This is a genomic window from Streptomyces nidicola (assembly GCF_050106155.1).
In the GTDB taxonomy this organism is placed as follows: Bacteria; Actinomycetota; Actinomycetes; order Streptomycetales; family Streptomycetaceae; genus Streptomyces.
In genome coordinates this window covers 7,555,103-7,568,910 of sequence record NZ_JBNBPI010000001.1, presented here as the reverse complement: position 1 = coordinate 7,568,910, position 13,808 = coordinate 7,555,103, and the positions used below count along the sequence as shown (strand labels likewise).

The window sequence follows — 13,808 nt, the reverse complement described above, 5'->3', positions numbered from 1 at the left end:
GCGTACCCACCTCATGTCCTGGTTCGAATCATTCATCCTCGGGCTCGTCCAGGGGCTCACCGAGTTCCTGCCGATCTCGTCGAGCGCCCATCTGCGCCTCACGGCCGCGTTCGCGGGCTGGCACGATCCCGGCGCCGCCTTCACGGCGATCACCCAGCTCGGCACCGAGACCGCGGTCGTCATCTACTTCCGCAAGGACATCGCGCGGATCATCTCGGCGTGGTTCAGGTCCCTCACCGACAAGACGATGCGGGGCGACCACGACGCGCAGATGGGCTGGCTGGTGATCGTCGGCTCGATCCCGATCGGCGTGCTCGGTGTGACGTTCAAGGACCAGATCGAGGGCCCGTTCCGCGATCTGCGGCTGACCGCGACGACGCTGATCGTGATGGGCGTCGTCCTCGGCATCGCCGACCGGCTCGCGGCCCGTGACGAGACGGGCGGTCGCCACCGCGTGGCCCACGCCCGCAAGGAGCTCAAGGACCTCTCGGTCAAGGACGGCCTGATCTACGGCCTGTGCCAGGCGCTGGCCCTCGTCCCCGGCGTCTCGCGCTCCGGCGCCACGATCAGCGGCGGCCTCTTCCTCGGCTACACCCGTGAGTCCGCGGCCCGTTACTCCTTCCTGCTGGCGATCCCGGCGGTCCTGGCCTCCGGAGTCTTCGAGCTCAAGGACGCGAGTGAGGGCGGCCATGTCTCCTGGGGCCCCACGGTGTTCGCCACACTGATCGCCTTCGGCGTCGGCTACGCGGTGATCGCCTGGCTGATGAAGTTCATCTCGACCCGCAGCTTCATGCCGTTCGTGTACTACCGGATCATCCTCGGCATCGCCCTGTTCATCCTGGTGAGCGTGGGCGTACTCAGCCCGCATGCCGCGGAGTCTGCGGGCTGACCGGATCCGGAAAAGCGGCAGATCCGGGGAAGAGACCGGGCGGCCCAAGTGTTGCGCCCCACATCACAGTTGAGCCGAACGGGACGGGTGGGCGCGGGATGCGAGCGGTGCGGTTTCACGAGTACGGCGGGGTCGATGTACTGCGGGTCGAGGACGTGCCGCGGCCCGTTCCCGCGGCCGACCAGGTGCTGGTCGAGGTGCGGGCGGCCGGGATCCAGCCCGGCGAGGTGAGCATCAGGACAGGGTTTCTGCACGAGCGGTGGCCCGCCACGTTCCCGTCGGGGCAGGGCAGCGATCTGGCCGGGGTCGTCGTCGAAGTCGGCTCCCACGTAAGGGACTTCGGGGTCGGCGACGAGGTCGTCGGGTTCACGCACCGCAGGGCCAGCCACGCCGAGTACGTCGCCGTCGACGACGTGAACCTCGTGCACCGGCCGTCCGGACTCCCCTGGGACGTGGCCGGATCCCTCTACGTCGCCGGGGCCACCGCGTACGCCTGCGTATGGGCCGTGGACCTCCGGCCCGGCGACACGGTCGTGGTGTCCGGCGCGGCGGGCGGCGTCGGCTCGATCGCCGTACAGCTCGCGCGGCGCCACGGCGTCACCGTCATCGGACTCGCGAGCGAGCCGCACCACGGCTGGCTGAAGGAGAAGGGCGTGCTCCCCCTCGCGTACGGGGACGGGGTGCGGGAGCGAATCCGGGAGGCCGCGGGAGACCGGGGTGTCGACGCGTTCATCGACACGTACGGCACGGGATATGTCGAGCTGGCCGTGGAGCTCGGGGTGGCGCCCGAACGCATCAACACCATCCGCGACTGGGCGGTCGCGGGCCGGGTCGGCGCGCGTACCTACGGGGAGGGCGCGGCGGCCAGCGCGGTCGTCCTCGGCGAGCTGGCCCGGCTTGCCTCGCGCGGCGAGCTCGAGGTACCGATCGCGCGGACGTACCCGCTGGAGCAGGTCCGTGACGCCTTCCGCGAGCTGGAGAAGCGGCACACCCACGGGAAGATCGTGCTCCGGCCGTAAGCGCGCGGGCGGGGCGTCACCAGGGCAGCGGCCCCTCGGCGGAGACGTACGTCCCCGTCGGCCCGTCCGCGCCGATCCGCGCCATCCGGACGATGATCTCGGCGCCCTGCTCGACGGTCTGGACGCCCGTGTTGCCGTTCAGGTCGGTCCTGGTGAAGCCGGGCTCGACCGCGTTGATCCGCAGCTCCGGGAACGCCTTCGCGTACTGCACCGTCAGCATGTTCACGGCGGTCTTGGAGGCCGGGTAGGCGAGGCCGGGGTAGCCGGCCGCCGGGTTCTCCGGGTCGGTGGCCCCGGCCAGCGAGGCCAGGCCGCTGCTGACGTTGACGACGACGGGGGCGGCGGAGCGGCGCAGCAGCGGCAGGAACGCGTGGGTGACGCGGACGGTGCCGAAGACGTTCGTCTCGAACAGCGGGCGCAGGGTGTCGACGGTCTCGTCGGCCGGGAGCACGATGCCGTTGCCTTCGGTACGCCCCTCGATGCCGGCGTTGTTGATCAGTACGTCGAGGCCGCCATCGGCCTCGATCGTCTTCGCGGCGGCCGCGACGGAGGCGTCGTCGGTGATCTCGATGACGACGTGCCGCGCGCCGAGCTCCTCGGCGGCCCGGCGGCCGCGCTCGGGGTCGCGGGCGCCGACGTACACGGTGTGACCTGCCTCGATGAGGCGGCGGGCGGTTTCGTGGCCGAGGCCCTTGTTGGCCCCGGTGATCAGTGTGGTGGTCATGCGTCCAGGCTGCGCCGGGGGCGGCCCGGCGACCAGCCGTCCCGTCTTCCTGGGACCGGCGATACCAGGAAGATCGCGGCCGGACGGGGCACAGTGGTGGCATGGCACATGCGGAGCTCGGCGACTTCGGGGAGACGGTGCGGCGCTGGCGGGACCGGGTCCCGCCGGAGGCCGCGGGGATCGCCGCCGTGGGGCCCCGGCGGGCCGCGGGACTGCGCCGCGAGGAGCTGGCGCTGCTCGCGGGGATCTCGGCGGACTACGTCACCCGGCTGGAACAGGGCCGCGCCACCCACCCCTCCGACCAGGTCGTGGAGGCGCTGGCCCGCGCGCTGCGGCTCACGGACGCCGAGCGTGAGCACCTCTTCCGGCTCGCGGGCCTCGCGCCGCCGGGCCTGGAGACGGTGCCGGGTCGGCTCACCCCGAGCGTGCGCCGGCTCCTCGACCGGCTGTCCGGGACGCCGGCCGCGGTGTTCGACGCGGCGTGGACGCTGCTGCTGGCGAACCCGCTGTACACGGCGCTGCTCGGCGAGCGCCCGGAGTGGGGAGGCAATGGGCGCAACGGCGTGTGGTGGACGTTCCTCGGGCCGACGAGCCGGGTCCGCCAGACCCCCGACGAGCGGCAGGCCATGGAGACGGCTCTGGTGTCGGACCTGCGCACGACCGCGAGCCGCTACCCGCTGGACCCGCGGCTGCACACGCTCGTCGACGAACTCCGCACGCGCAGCCCGCGGTTCGCCGAGCTGTGGGACTCGGGGGCCGTCGGCCGGCACGCCGCCGCGCGCAAGACGATCGACCACCCGGAGGTCGGTCCGCTGACGCTGGACTGCGACATCCTCACGGTGGCGGGCGACGATCTGCGCGTCATGCTCTACACGGCCGAGCCCGGCACCCCGGACGCGGACCGTCTGACGCTGCTCGCCACGACGGCGCTTCCCGCAGCGGTCGGCGCCTGACCAGGGCCTGCGTGAACTCCTTTACAGCTTCGGTCACTTGACGCTCAGGACCGTTCGCTCAGGGTTCCCAAACCGAGCGGGCCGCACGTAGCCTTGGCACATGCCGCCCGTCAATTCTGGTCCTGTGCGGTCTGCCGAGGAAGTCAACGAGCAGATCCGCGGATTGTGGCTGCGCACCGGAGGCCGACTCACCGGAGAGCAGCGCGCCCAGTACGCGCTGCTGGTCACGGAGTGGGCGGAAGCGGTGCGCGCAGAGGTCGTGGAAGCGGCCTAGGACCCCGCGAGCCCGGCCTGATCCAAACGACAGGACCTAGCGGCCCCCTGCCACCCTCAGCACCGTCCCCGTCGCGTACGACGCGTCCGGCGACAGCAGCCAGGCGATCGCCCCCGCGATCTCGTCCGCCGTCCCCGGGCGCCGCAGCGGGATCCCGGGAGCCGCTTCGCGCGCGATGTCGGGTGTGCCGCTGGTGGCGTGGATCTCGGTGTCGATGATGCCGGGCGCCACACCGTTGACCCGCACGCCCACCGGGCCGAGCTCCTTGGCGAGGCCCACCGTGATCGTGTCCACGGCCGCCTTGGACGCGGCGTAGTGCACGTACTGGCCGGGGCTGCCGATGGTGGCGGCCCCGGAGGACACGTTCACGATGGCGCCGCCGCCCGCCGCCGTCATGTCGCGTGCGGCGCGGCGGCAGCACAGCAGGACGCCGAGGACGTTGACGTCGAGGACGCGGCGGAAGTCCTCGGTGCGCGCGTCGGCGAACGGGCCGACCGGAGCGGTGACGCCCGCGTTGTTCACCAGCCCCGTGAGCGGCCCGAGTCGGTCACTCGCCTCGTCGAAGAGGCGCTCCACATCGGCCTCTTGGGAGGTGTCGGCCCGCACGACGACGCAGCGGGCACCCTCGGCACGCACGGCCTCGGCCGTGCGCTCGGCGGCGTCCTTGTCGCTCACGAAGGACAGCGCGACATCGTGGCCTTCGCGCGCGAGACGCACGGACGTGGCGGCGCCGATGCCCCGGCTGCCGCCGGTGACGAGCGTGATGGGGCGGTTCAAGGGGGCCTCCTGGTCAGAAGTACGTCCCCGTGGACCGGGATGTGGCCACACGGACGAAGATCATGTCGCGCCGGGCGCACCGTACCAGCGCCACTTCCCCCGCCGGTCCCTGCCCTCAAGCTCGCCCCGCCCCGTGGCCCACAGCAGCGTCGCCCACGGCTCGGTGTCACCGGGGACGTCGGGGAAGAGGCGGTGCAGCGTGCGCGCGCACAGGTCGGCCGGCGGCTCGAACGCGATGCCGAGCCCGAGCGCCAGGTCGTGCGCGTGCACCAGCGTCTCGACGACGCCCATCGCGGCGAAGCCCTCGGGGTCGGAGGCGCCGAAGACGTGGAACCCGCGGGCGGTCGGCGGGGTCGCGCGCACCACCGCGGCGAGGATGCCGCCGCCCGCCTCCAGGGCCCCGAGCATCGCGGACGGGCCCGCGTCGAGCTCGACGGTGATGGTGTTGTCCGGTCCCTCGGCGCGGCGCCGGCTGTAACCCCAGCGGACGTAGTCGTCCTCCAGAGGGCGCAGCGAACCGATCTGCGCGGCGTAGAAGAAGAGGTCGTCGGCGAGGTGTTCGCCGGTCTCCCAGCACGTCCACTCGAGCGGGCCCGCCGGGGCGTTCCAGTCGGCGTCGGGCGCGGCCCGCAGCGCGGCGACCGCGAGCTCGACGGCCTGTACGACGTCGTCCGCCGTGACCGGTCCCGGTGTCCCGGACGGGAGTTGCGTGTTCGGATCAGCTGCCATGGCGCGACCGTAACAGCGCACGCCCCGCGCTCCCCAGGAGTTTTCGGCCCGGCGGCGCACGCCTCTTGGTTCTGTGCGCCCAGGGCCCGAGACTGAGCCGATGACGCAGCGTGTGGAACTGGCGACCGTTCTCGACCGCCTCGCCGTCGACGAGTTGGTGACGGACTACGCGGCGGCCGTGGACGACGGCGACTGGGCGGCGTACCGCGCCCTGTTCGAACCGGAGGGCCGTGCCGACTACCGGGAGGCGGGAGGGGTGGAGGGCACCGCCGCGGAGATCGCGCAGTGGCTGTCGACGACGATGGAGCTCTTCCCGATGCGCCAGCACCTGATCGTGAACCGCCGGGTCCGCTTCGACACCGTCGACCGCGACATCGGCGACACGGGCCGCGTCCGGGCCGACTACTTCAACCCCATGCGCTTCGCGGGCGACGGCGACTCGACCGCCCCCGACTTCATCTGCGGCGGCCGGTACGCCTTCGACCTCGTCCGTACGCCCGCCGGCTGGCGGCTGCACCGGGTGACGGTCTACGAGAAGTGGCGCCGCGTCCCCCAGCGGGCCGTCGCGGGCAGCTGACCCCACCCGCTCTGCGCCCACTGTCGTTGATCGCCGGCGGCGCGCACACTGGAGCCGCGAGGCGATGGTCGTACGAGTACGAGTCGGGCGGGAGGCGCGGCGCATGGAGGGGTGGCGGCAGCGGCTCGACACATCACGGTGGTGGCGCGGCGCCGCGGCGGTCGGCGCGGGCGCCCTGCCCGCGCTCGCGTTCCCGGCACCGTCCCTGTGGTGGTTCGCGTACGTCGCGCTCGTGCCGTGGATGTTGCTCGCGCGTTCGGCCGGCACGCCGCGCCGGGCGGCGCTCGACGGCTGGCTCGGCGGGCTCGGGTTCATGCTCGCCGTGCACCACTGGCTGCTGCCGAGCCTGCATGTGTTCACACTCGTCCTCGCGGCGCTGCTCGGCGCGCTGTGGGCGCCATGGGGCTGGCTGCTGCGCCACCTCCTGCACGGCCGGCCGACGCCGTGGCAGGCGGCGACCGCGCTCCTCGCCGTCCCATCGGGATGGCTGATGGTCGAACTGGTCCGTTCCTGGCATGGGTTGGGCGGCCCTTGGGGTCTGCTCGGCTCCAGCCAGTGGCAGGTGACACCCGCGCTGCGGCTCGCGTCGGTGGGCGGCGTCTGGCTGCTGAGCCTGCTCGTGGTGGCCGTGAACACCGGCGTGACGCTCCTCGTCGTCGCGCGCGGCGCCCGCGCTCCGGCGGTGGCGGGGCTGGTCGCCACGGTCACGGTCACCGGGGCCGCGTGGGTGTGGGCGCCGCAGCCCGAGACGGACGGGCGGGCGCGGATCGCGGTGGTGCAGCCGGGCGTGGTCGAAGGACTCGGCAGCATCAGGGCCCGCTTCGACCGGGAGGTGCGGCTGACCCGTCAGCTGGCGGGCCGGGGCGTGGATCTCGTCGTCTGGGGCGAGAGCAGCGTCGGCTACGACCTGCCGCGCCGCCCCGACCTGGCCCGCAGGCTCGCCGCGCTCTCCCGCGAGGTGGACGCGGAGATCCTCGTCAACGTCGACGCGCGGCGCCGCGCCGCCGACGGCTCGGGCCAGGGCATATACAAGAGTTCCGTGCTGGTCGGCAGGGACGGCCCCACCGGCGACCACTACGACAAGATGCGGCTCGTCCCCTTCGGCGAGTACGTGCCCGCGCGCTCGCTCCTCGGCTGGGCCACCTCGGTCGGCAAGGCGGCGGGCGAGGACCGGATGCAGGGCACGCGGCAGGTCGTGATGGACGTACGCCACGGCGAGCGGACGCTGCGCGTCGGGCCGCTGGTCTGCTTCGAGTCGGCGTTCCCCGACATGACGCGGCAGCTGACGCGGGACGGGGCGCAGGTGCTGCTCGCGCAGTCCTCGACGTCGACGTTCCAGCACAGTTGGGCGCCCGAGCAGCATGCCTCGCTCGCGGCGGTACGGGCCGCGGAGACCGGCCGCCCGATGGTGCACGCGACCCTGACCGGGGTCTCCGCGGTGTACGGCCCGGACGGGACACGCGCCGGCGCCTGGCTCGGCACATCGGCGAGCGCGGCCCGCGTCTACGACATGCCGACGGCGCGGGGCACCACCCTGTACGTACGCTTCGGGGCTTGGCCGGTGCACGGGGCGGTGACGGTCCTCGTGGTGCTCTCGCTCATTGAGCCCCTGCGGCGATTGAGCAGCGGGGTGTGGGGCGGAGCCCCTTTCAAGCCCCGCTCTGGGACGAGAGCCAGCGGGGTCCGGGGCAGCGCCCCGAGTCCGCAACGCCGTCGCAGGCTGAGCAATACGTTCGACGCCCGCTGAGTCACATCCGCCGCAACACCTCCCGCACGACCTGCTCGCACAGCTCATGCGTGGCCAGCGCGTCCCTCGCGCTCAGCACCTTGCCCGCCCGCACCGCGTCGAGGAACGCGAGCACGGCCTGCTCGATGCCGCGCTGGCGGGCGACCGGCACCCAGTCGCCGCGGCGGCGGAGCGAGGGCTGGCCCTTGTGGTCGACGACGTCGGAGAGGTTGTTGACCTGCCGCTTCGAGTCCTGCCCCGACACCTCGAGGATCTCCTCGGTGGAGCCGCTGAGCCGGTTCATGACGCCGAGCGCGGTGAAGCCGTCGCCCGCGAGCTGGAGCACCACGTGCTCGAGGAGGCCGCCCTCGACGCGGGCGCGCACGGTCACGTCCTCGACCGGGCCCGGCACCAGGAAGCGCAGCGTGTCGACGACGTGGATGAAGTCGTCGAGGACCATCGCGCGCGGCTCCTCGGGGAGCCCGACGCGGTTCTTCTGCATAAGGATCAGCTCGCGCGGGTGCTCGACGCACTGCGCGTACCCGGGCGCGTAGCGGCGGTTGAAGCCGACGGCCAGGCTCACGCCGCGCTCCTCGGCGAGCCGTACGAGCCGCTCGGAGTCGGCGAGTTCGTAGGCGAGCGGCTTGTCGACGTACGTCGCAACGCCCGCCTCCAGGAGTCGCGTGACGATCTCCGGGTGGGCGGTGGTGGGCGCGTGCACGAAGGCAGCGTCGAGGCCCTGCGCGAGGAGCGAGTCGAGGTCGGCGTGGCGCTGTGACGCGGGCACGCGGAGCTGGTCCGCGACCTCGGTCAGGGTCGCGGGCGTCCGCGTCTGCAGGTGCAGTTCGAGCGCGGGCCGCGCGCCGAGCACCGGCAGGTACGCCTTCTTGGCGATGTCTCCGAGTCCGATGACGCCGACTTTCACGTCTGAGTGCTCCTGTCCTGCGACGACCGGGCCTGGCCGGCCCGCGCTTGCGTCCGGGCAGCATACGGGGCCGCGTACGGCTCACGCGGGGGCGGGCGCCGGTCCGCGATGCCGTCCATGCCGCGCAGCGGGAAGGCCGGACCAAGCGCGCCGACGGCGCGGATCGCCGTGTTGCGCAGGGCGATCAGGGGCCGGTTCGCGGTGAGGTCGACGCGGCTGACGGTCATGGCCTTGCCGGGACCCGGACAGCCCTCGGTCGGCCATCTTCCGTGACACACACGGCGGTTGGCCGCGCCCGCGCCTCGGCCCCCGCGGGGACCGCCCCGCCTACGAGCCGTTCCGCGGCGGCCCCAGCGGCTCCCCGCCGGACCGGCCCTCGCCCCCGCGCCCGTCCCCCGCTCTCGGCTCCGCCGGCCCCTCCCCCATCGTGGCCACCCGCTCCTCGAGCCGCGTGAGGGCGGCCCGCACCCCGTCCCCGTAACCGTCGTCCCCCAGGGCCCCCGCCGCCGCGCGGGCCCGCGTCAGGTGGCTGCGGGCCGCACCGGGGCGGTCCAACTTCACGTAGTCCGCCGCCAGGTTGAGATGCAGCGACGGATAGAACGCCTTCAGCGCCAGGGACGCCTCGTGCTCGGCGAGCCGCTCCTGGGTGAGGGAGTCGGCGGCGGACAGCGCGCGCAGGTCCCAGGCCAGCTCGTCCGACGGGTCGTCCTGGGTGTCGGCCATGTAGTGCGCGAGCGTGCAGCGGTGCAGCGGGTCGCCGTCCTCCCCGATCTCCGCCCACAGGCCGAGGAAGCGCCCCTGTGCCTCCTCGCGGTCGCCGCCGTGGTGCAGCATGACCGCCTGCCCGATGCGGCTCATCATGGCGTCGTCCGACGCCTGCTCACGCTGCTGTGCCACTGTCTCCTCCAAGCTCGGCCGCCCGGTGCGCCCGACCACGATGTCCGATCCGACGACGCTAACCGGCGGCACTGACAATCCAGCTCAGGCGCGACTCCCCGCGAGCCGGGCCCACGCCCGGCCCAGGACGGGACCCACGCTCAGCCCAGGTCGGGAATGGTCCAGTCGATCGGCGTGTGCCCCTGCGCGGCGATCGCGTCGTTGATCTGCGTGAACGGCTGCGAGCCGAAGAACTTCCGCGCCGACAGCGGCGAGGGGTGCGCGCCCTTCACCACCGCGTGCCGCTCGGTGTCGATGAGCGGGAGCTTCTTCTGCGCGTAGTTCCCCCACAGCACGAAGACCGCCGGGTCGGGCCGCTGGACGACGGCGCGGATCACCGCGTCCGTGAACTTCTCCCAGCCCTTGCCCTTGTGCGAATTGGCCTCGCCGGCCCGCACCGTCAGCACCGCGTTGAGCAGCAGCACGCCCTGCTCGGCCCACGGCATCAGATATCCGTTGTCCGGGATCGGGGTGCCGAGCTCGGCCTGCATCTCCTTGTAGATGTTGCGCAGCGAGGGCGGCGTCTTCACACCGGGCCGCACCGAGAAGCACAGGCCGTGCCCCTGCCCCTCGCCGTGGTACGGGTCCTGGCCGAGGACGAGCACCTTGACCTTGTCGTAGGGCGTCGCGTCGAGCGCGGCGAAGACCTGCTCGCGCGGCGGGTAGACGGGACCCCTCGCGCGCTCTTCCTCGACGAACTCGGTGAGCTCCTTGAAGTAGGGCTTCTGCAGTTCCTCGCCGAGGACGCCGCGCCAGGACTCGGGCAGCATCGCGGTGTCGGTCACGTCAACAACCTCCGGGGTACGGGCACATCCACGCCCGCGCCCCACCGTGCCGGGGACGCGGCCGCATCTACACCCAGAAACCTACCGGCGCCCACTGACAATCGACGCCCGCGCCCACATCACCAGCTCGTCTTGCGGTGCAGCTCCCACATCATCATGATCGTCGACGGGTCGAGGGCCCGCTCGCCGCCCGAGATCTCCTCGCTCGCCGCGATGAACTGCTTGCCCTGCCACAGCGGCAGCAGCCGCGCGTCCCGCACCATGATGTGCTGGGCCTGCTCGAACTGCCGCACCACGGCGCCCCGGTCGTTCTGCTTGCGGGACAGCGGAAGCAGCTTGTCGGTGATCTCGGGCGAGACGTACGGCGTACTCAGGGCGTTCTTCTCGCCCACGAAGGGCGCGATGAAGTTGTCCGCGTCCGGGAAGTCGGGGAACCAGCCGCGCCCGAACACCGGGTACTCGCCCTTCTTGTATCCCTGCTCGAACGACTTCCAGGGGCGGCTCTTGAGCGTGACATCGAAGAGCTTCGACGCTTCCAACTGCCGCTTGAGCTCGGCGAACTCGGGCTCGGTGGCGGAGCCGTAGCGGTCGGAGGTGTACCAGAGCGTGAGCGGGACGGGGGCGTTGATGCCCGCCTTGGAGAGGATCTGGGCCGCCTTCGCGGCGCTCGGGTCGTTGAACTCGTCGAAGTAGTCGGTGGTGTGGCCCGCGAGGCCCCTGGGGACCATCGAGTACAGCGGTTCCACGGTGTTCGCGTACACCTTCTCGGCGATCGCCCCGCGGTCGACGATCTGGGCCACCGCCCGGCGCACCGCGCTCTTGCCGGCCCACGGGTCCTTGGGGTTGAACACCAGATAGCTGATCTCCATGCCCGCGCCCTCGACGAGCTGCAGGCCGTTCGCGCCCTGCTTGTTCTGGAGCTTCACGATGTCGTCGGCCGCGAGACCACGGAAGGTCGCGTCGATCTTCTTCGCCTTCAGGGCGCCGACCATGGCGGACGACGTCTTGAAGTAGCGGATCGTCACCGCGTCGTTCTTGCGGTCCGCGAAGCCCTGGTAGTTGTCGTTGCGCACGAGTTCGGCCTTGCTGCCGTCGGCGTACGACTTGAGCACGTAGGGGCCCGAGCCGGTCACCTTGCCGTCCGTGCGCGCGGAGTTGGCGGGGTACGTGGAGGGGTCGACGATCGACATGGCGGGAGTGGAGAGCACGAACGGGAAGGTGGCGTCCGGCTTGGTGAGGCGGAACGTTACGCCGCGCTCGCCCCGCGTCTCCACGCGGTCGAGACTGCCCAGCAGCCCCGCGGGGCCGCCGCCCCCGCCGACTTTGCGTACCCGGTCGATGGAGTACTTCACGGCCTTCGCGTCGAGCGTGTCCCCGTTGGAGAACTTCATGTCCTCCCGCAGCTCGCAGTGGTAGACGCGGTTGGCGGAGTCCTCGAACCGGCACTCGGCCGCGTCCGCCTGCGGTTCGGCGGCGCCCGAAGGCAACGACACCAGCGTCTGGTAGACGTTGCGGAACAGCTCCCACGAGCCGTCCCAGGACATCGCGGGGTCCAGCGTGCTCGGCACACTGGTCGTGCCCACGGTGATGGGCCGCGCATCGGAACCCTCACCCGAGTTCATCAGCCCGCACCCCGTGAGCAGGGTCATCGACGCGAAAGCCGCCCACGCGCGAGGGGCAGGGAACCTGTTGAACACGCGCTCGCTCCTCGATCAGCCATGCCAGGTCGGCAGACAATATCGCAGCGCCCCGCCGGTTCAACTGCTTGAAACGACGGGGCACTTCGCGAGCGGGGCCCTTTGTGGAACGTTGTCGTGCAACGCCCGGAATCTGCCCTCGGGGACTCGGCCCCGCGGACCTATTCGACGCCGGCGTTGAGGAACTTGCCGCCGTCCACGACGAGGTTCTGACCTGTGATCCAGCCGGACTGCTCGGAGGTGAGGAACGCGGCGGCGCCCCCGATGTCCTCCGGCACACCGAGCCGGCCCATCGGGTAGGTGGCCGCGACCTCGGCCTCCCGGCCCTCGTACAGGGCGGTCGCGAACTTCGTCTTCACGACCGCAGGGGCGATCGAGTTGACCCGCACCACCGGCGCGAACTCGTGCGCCAGCTGGAGCGTCAGGTTGACCATGGCGGCCTTGCTGATGCCGTACGCGCCGATGAACGGCGAGGCAGAGATGCCCGCCACGGACGCGATGTTGACGATCGCGCCGCCGTTCTCCTTCTGCCACGCCTTCCACGTCTGCTGCGCGAAGCCGAGCGCGGAGACGACGTTGGTCTCGAAGACCTTGCGCGCCACGTTCAGGTCGAGCTCGGCGATCGGGCCGAACACCGGGTTCGTACCGGCGTTGTTGACGAGGAAGTCGACGCGGCCGAACGCCTCCATGGTGCGCTCGACGGCGGCGGCCTGGTGCGCCTCGTCGTGCGCCTTGCCCGCTACGTAGATCGCACGGTCGGAGCCCAGCTGCTCGACGGCCTCCTTGAGGGCGTCCTCGCCGCGTCCGGTGATGCAGACGCGGTCGCCGCGCGCGATCAGGGCCTCGGCGATGCCGTAGCCGATGCCGCGGCTCGCGCCCGTGACGAGCGCGACCTTGCCGGAGAGCTCCGGAAGTTCGGAAGTGGTCATGTCCGTGTCCCCCGGCCTCAGTTGAGCGGGCCGCCGGCCACGTACATGACCTGGCCCGAGACGAAGCCGGCCTGCTCGCCGGTGAAGAAGGCGATGGCGTTGGCGATGTCCTCCGGGCGGCCCACGCGCTGCACCGGGATCTGGGTCGCGGCCGCGGCCTGGAAGTCCTCGAAGCCCATGCCGACGCGCTCGGCGGTGGCCTTGGTCATCTCGGTGACGATGAAGCCCGGGGCGACGGAGTTGGCGGTGACGCCGAACTTGCCGAGCTCCTTGGCCAGGGTCTTCGTGAAGCCCTGCAGACCGGCCTTGGCGGCCGAGTAGTTGACCTGGCCGCGGTTGCCGAGCGCCGAGGACGACGACAGGTTGACGATGCGGCCGAACTTGGCGTCCACCATGTGCTTCTGGACGTACTTCGACATCAGGAACGCACCGCGCAGGTGCACGTTCATGACCGTGTCCCAGTCGTTGGCGCTCATCTTGAACAGCAGGTTGTCGCGCAGCACGCCCGCGTTGTTCACGAGGATCGTGGGGGCGCCGAGCTCCTCGGCGATGCGCGCGATCGCGGCCTCGACCTGCGCCTCGTCGGAGACGTCGCAGCCGACGGCAAGGGCCTTGCCACCGGCGGCGGTGATCGCCTCGACGGTGTCCTTGCAGGCGGCCTCGTCGAGGTCGATCACGGCGACGGCGCGGCCCTCTTCGGCCAGACGGATCGCGGTGGCGGCGCCGATGCCGCGCGCGGCTCCCGTGACGATCGCTACGCGCTGCTCAGTGGTGGACATGCTCTTCGGTCTCCTCGCCCTAGAGGTGCGGCCGCTCCGCCCGGTACGGGTGAGCAACCGCTTAGTACCCTGTGCGTGCGACGCTAGAA

The 13,808-nt window shown here is 71.8% G+C and carries 16 protein-coding genes; 6 read left to right on the top strand and 10 right to left on the bottom strand.

Going from position 1 to position 13,808, the window contains the following annotated elements; genetic code table 11:
• The first annotated feature begins 13 nt into the window (after positions 1 to 13).
• Entirely contained in the window at positions 14 to 889 is an 876-nt protein-coding gene (locus ACOKM3_RS34210; protein WP_426905097.1) for an undecaprenyl-diphosphate phosphatase, read from the top strand.
• Between the two features lie 98 nt (positions 890 to 987).
• Positions 988 to 1,908, top strand: coding sequence for an NADP-dependent oxidoreductase (locus ACOKM3_RS34205; protein ID WP_426905096.1), 921 nt, complete (start codon positions 988 to 990; stop codon positions 1,906 to 1,908).
• Positions 1,909 to 1,924: 16 nt separating this feature from the next.
• Here ACOKM3_RS34205 and ACOKM3_RS34200 read toward each other — a convergent pair whose 3' ends face one another.
• The gene (locus tag ACOKM3_RS34200; protein ID WP_426905095.1) at positions 1,925 to 2,632 is read right to left on the bottom strand and encodes an SDR family NAD(P)-dependent oxidoreductase; all 708 of its coding nucleotides are present in this window, start codon (positions 2,630 to 2,632) and stop codon (positions 1,925 to 1,927) included.
• A 101-nt stretch (positions 2,633 to 2,733) separates the two neighbouring features.
• Between ACOKM3_RS34200 and ACOKM3_RS34195 the strand changes: the two genes are divergently transcribed.
• Positions 2,734 to 3,585, top strand: coding sequence for a helix-turn-helix transcriptional regulator (locus ACOKM3_RS34195; RefSeq protein ID WP_426905094.1), 852 nt, complete (start codon positions 2,734 to 2,736; stop codon positions 3,583 to 3,585).
• 100 nt (positions 3,586 to 3,685) lie between these two features.
• Positions 3,686 to 3,859 carry a hypothetical protein gene (locus tag ACOKM3_RS34190; RefSeq protein ID WP_426905093.1) on the top strand — a complete coding sequence of 58 codons (174 nt, stop codon included), beginning with the start codon at positions 3,686 to 3,688 and terminating at the stop codon, positions 3,857 to 3,859.
• Positions 3,860 to 3,895: 36 nt separating this feature from the next.
• Here ACOKM3_RS34190 and ACOKM3_RS34185 read toward each other — a convergent pair whose 3' ends face one another.
• Both ACOKM3_RS34185 and ACOKM3_RS34180 read right to left on the bottom strand, forming a co-directional pair.
• The gene (locus ACOKM3_RS34185) at positions 3,896 to 4,636 is read right to left on the bottom strand and encodes an SDR family NAD(P)-dependent oxidoreductase (protein WP_426905092.1); all 741 of its coding nucleotides are present in this window, start codon (positions 4,634 to 4,636) and stop codon (positions 3,896 to 3,898) included.
• A 60-nt stretch (positions 4,637 to 4,696) separates the two neighbouring features.
• Complete coding sequence (locus tag ACOKM3_RS34180; protein WP_426905091.1) at positions 4,697 to 5,365, bottom strand: maleylpyruvate isomerase N-terminal domain-containing protein; 669 nt, start codon at positions 5,363 to 5,365, stop codon at positions 4,697 to 4,699.
• 100 nt (positions 5,366 to 5,465) lie between these two features.
• On the opposite strand from ACOKM3_RS34180, the gene ACOKM3_RS34175 reads away from it, so the two are divergent.
• Together ACOKM3_RS34175 and lnt are read left to right on the top strand one after the other, a co-directional pair.
• A complete protein-coding gene (locus ACOKM3_RS34175) occupies positions 5,466 to 5,942 on the top strand; it encodes a nuclear transport factor 2 family protein (RefSeq protein ID WP_426905090.1) in 477 nt (158 codons plus the stop codon).
• 103 nt (positions 5,943 to 6,045) lie between these two features.
• Entirely contained in the window at positions 6,046 to 7,689 is a 1,644-nt protein-coding gene (lnt, locus tag ACOKM3_RS34170) for an apolipoprotein N-acyltransferase (protein WP_426906969.1), read from the top strand.
• 1 nt (position 7,690) lies between these two features.
• Here the strand turns inward: lnt and ACOKM3_RS34165 are convergent, their stop codons facing one another.
• From ACOKM3_RS34165 to fabG, 7 genes are all read right to left on the bottom strand, one after another.
• Positions 7,691 to 8,593, bottom strand: a complete 903-nt coding sequence (locus ACOKM3_RS34165) for a Gfo/Idh/MocA family protein (protein WP_426905089.1) — start codon at positions 8,591 to 8,593, stop codon at positions 7,691 to 7,693.
• Positions 8,590 to 8,820, bottom strand: coding sequence for a hypothetical protein (locus tag ACOKM3_RS34160; protein WP_426905088.1), 231 nt, complete (start codon positions 8,818 to 8,820; stop codon positions 8,590 to 8,592). Before ACOKM3_RS34160 ends, ACOKM3_RS34165 begins: the two co-directional genes overlap by 4 nt.
• A 100-nt stretch (positions 8,821 to 8,920) precedes the next feature.
• Positions 8,921 to 9,490 carry a hypothetical protein gene (locus ACOKM3_RS34155; RefSeq protein ID WP_426905087.1) on the bottom strand — a complete coding sequence of 190 codons (570 nt, stop codon included), beginning with the start codon at positions 9,488 to 9,490 and terminating at the stop codon, positions 8,921 to 8,923.
• A gap of 140 nt (positions 9,491 to 9,630) precedes the next feature.
• On the bottom strand, positions 9,631 to 10,314 hold the full coding sequence (locus tag ACOKM3_RS34150; RefSeq protein ID WP_426905086.1) for a uracil-DNA glycosylase: 684 nt from the start codon (positions 10,312 to 10,314) through the stop codon (positions 9,631 to 9,633).
• Between the two features lie 119 nt (positions 10,315 to 10,433).
• Positions 10,434 to 12,011 (bottom strand): ABC transporter substrate-binding protein, encoded by a 1,578-nt coding sequence (locus tag ACOKM3_RS34145; protein WP_426905085.1) that lies wholly within the window; start codon positions 12,009 to 12,011, stop codon positions 10,434 to 10,436.
• 161 nt (positions 12,012 to 12,172) lie between these two features.
• Complete coding sequence (locus ACOKM3_RS34140; RefSeq protein ID WP_426905084.1) at positions 12,173 to 12,940, bottom strand: SDR family oxidoreductase; 768 nt, start codon at positions 12,938 to 12,940, stop codon at positions 12,173 to 12,175.
• Between the two features lie 17 nt (positions 12,941 to 12,957).
• On the bottom strand, positions 12,958 to 13,719 hold the full coding sequence (fabG, locus tag ACOKM3_RS34135) for a 3-oxoacyl-ACP reductase FabG (protein ID WP_266722087.1): 762 nt from the start codon (positions 13,717 to 13,719) through the stop codon (positions 12,958 to 12,960).
• Positions 13,720 to 13,808 lie beyond the last annotated feature (89 nt).

Excerpts from the sequence above, each read along its gene's own strand:
- ACOKM3_RS34210 (WP_426905097.1), top strand. The coding sequence starts at position 14 with ATGTCCTGGTTCGAATCATTCATCCTCGGGCTCGTCCAGGGGCTCACC.
- ACOKM3_RS34205 (WP_426905096.1), top strand. The coding sequence starts at position 988 with ATGCGAGCGGTGCGGTTTCACGAGTACGGCGGGGTCGATGTACTGCGG.
- ACOKM3_RS34200 (WP_426905095.1), bottom strand. The coding sequence starts at position 2,632 with ATGACCACCACACTGATCACCGGGGCCAACAAGGGCCTCGGCCACGAA.
- ACOKM3_RS34195 (WP_426905094.1), top strand. The coding sequence starts at position 2,734 with ATGGCACATGCGGAGCTCGGCGACTTCGGGGAGACGGTGCGGCGCTGG.
- ACOKM3_RS34190 (WP_426905093.1), top strand. The coding sequence starts at position 3,686 with ATGCCGCCCGTCAATTCTGGTCCTGTGCGGTCTGCCGAGGAAGTCAAC.
- ACOKM3_RS34180 (WP_426905091.1), bottom strand. The coding sequence starts at position 5,365 with ATGGCAGCTGATCCGAACACGCAACTCCCGTCCGGGACACCGGGACCG.
- ACOKM3_RS34175 (WP_426905090.1), top strand. The coding sequence starts at position 5,466 with ATGACGCAGCGTGTGGAACTGGCGACCGTTCTCGACCGCCTCGCCGTC.
- lnt (WP_426906969.1), top strand. The coding sequence starts at position 6,046 with ATGGAGGGGTGGCGGCAGCGGCTCGACACATCACGGTGGTGGCGCGGC.
- ACOKM3_RS34160 (WP_426905088.1), bottom strand. The coding sequence starts at position 8,820 with ATGACCGTCAGCCGCGTCGACCTCACCGCGAACCGGCCCCTGATCGCC.
- ACOKM3_RS34140 (WP_426905084.1), bottom strand. The coding sequence starts at position 12,940 with ATGACCACTTCCGAACTTCCGGAGCTCTCCGGCAAGGTCGCGCTCGTC.
- fabG (WP_266722087.1), bottom strand. The coding sequence starts at position 13,719 with ATGTCCACCACTGAGCAGCGCGTAGCGATCGTCACGGGAGCCGCGCGC.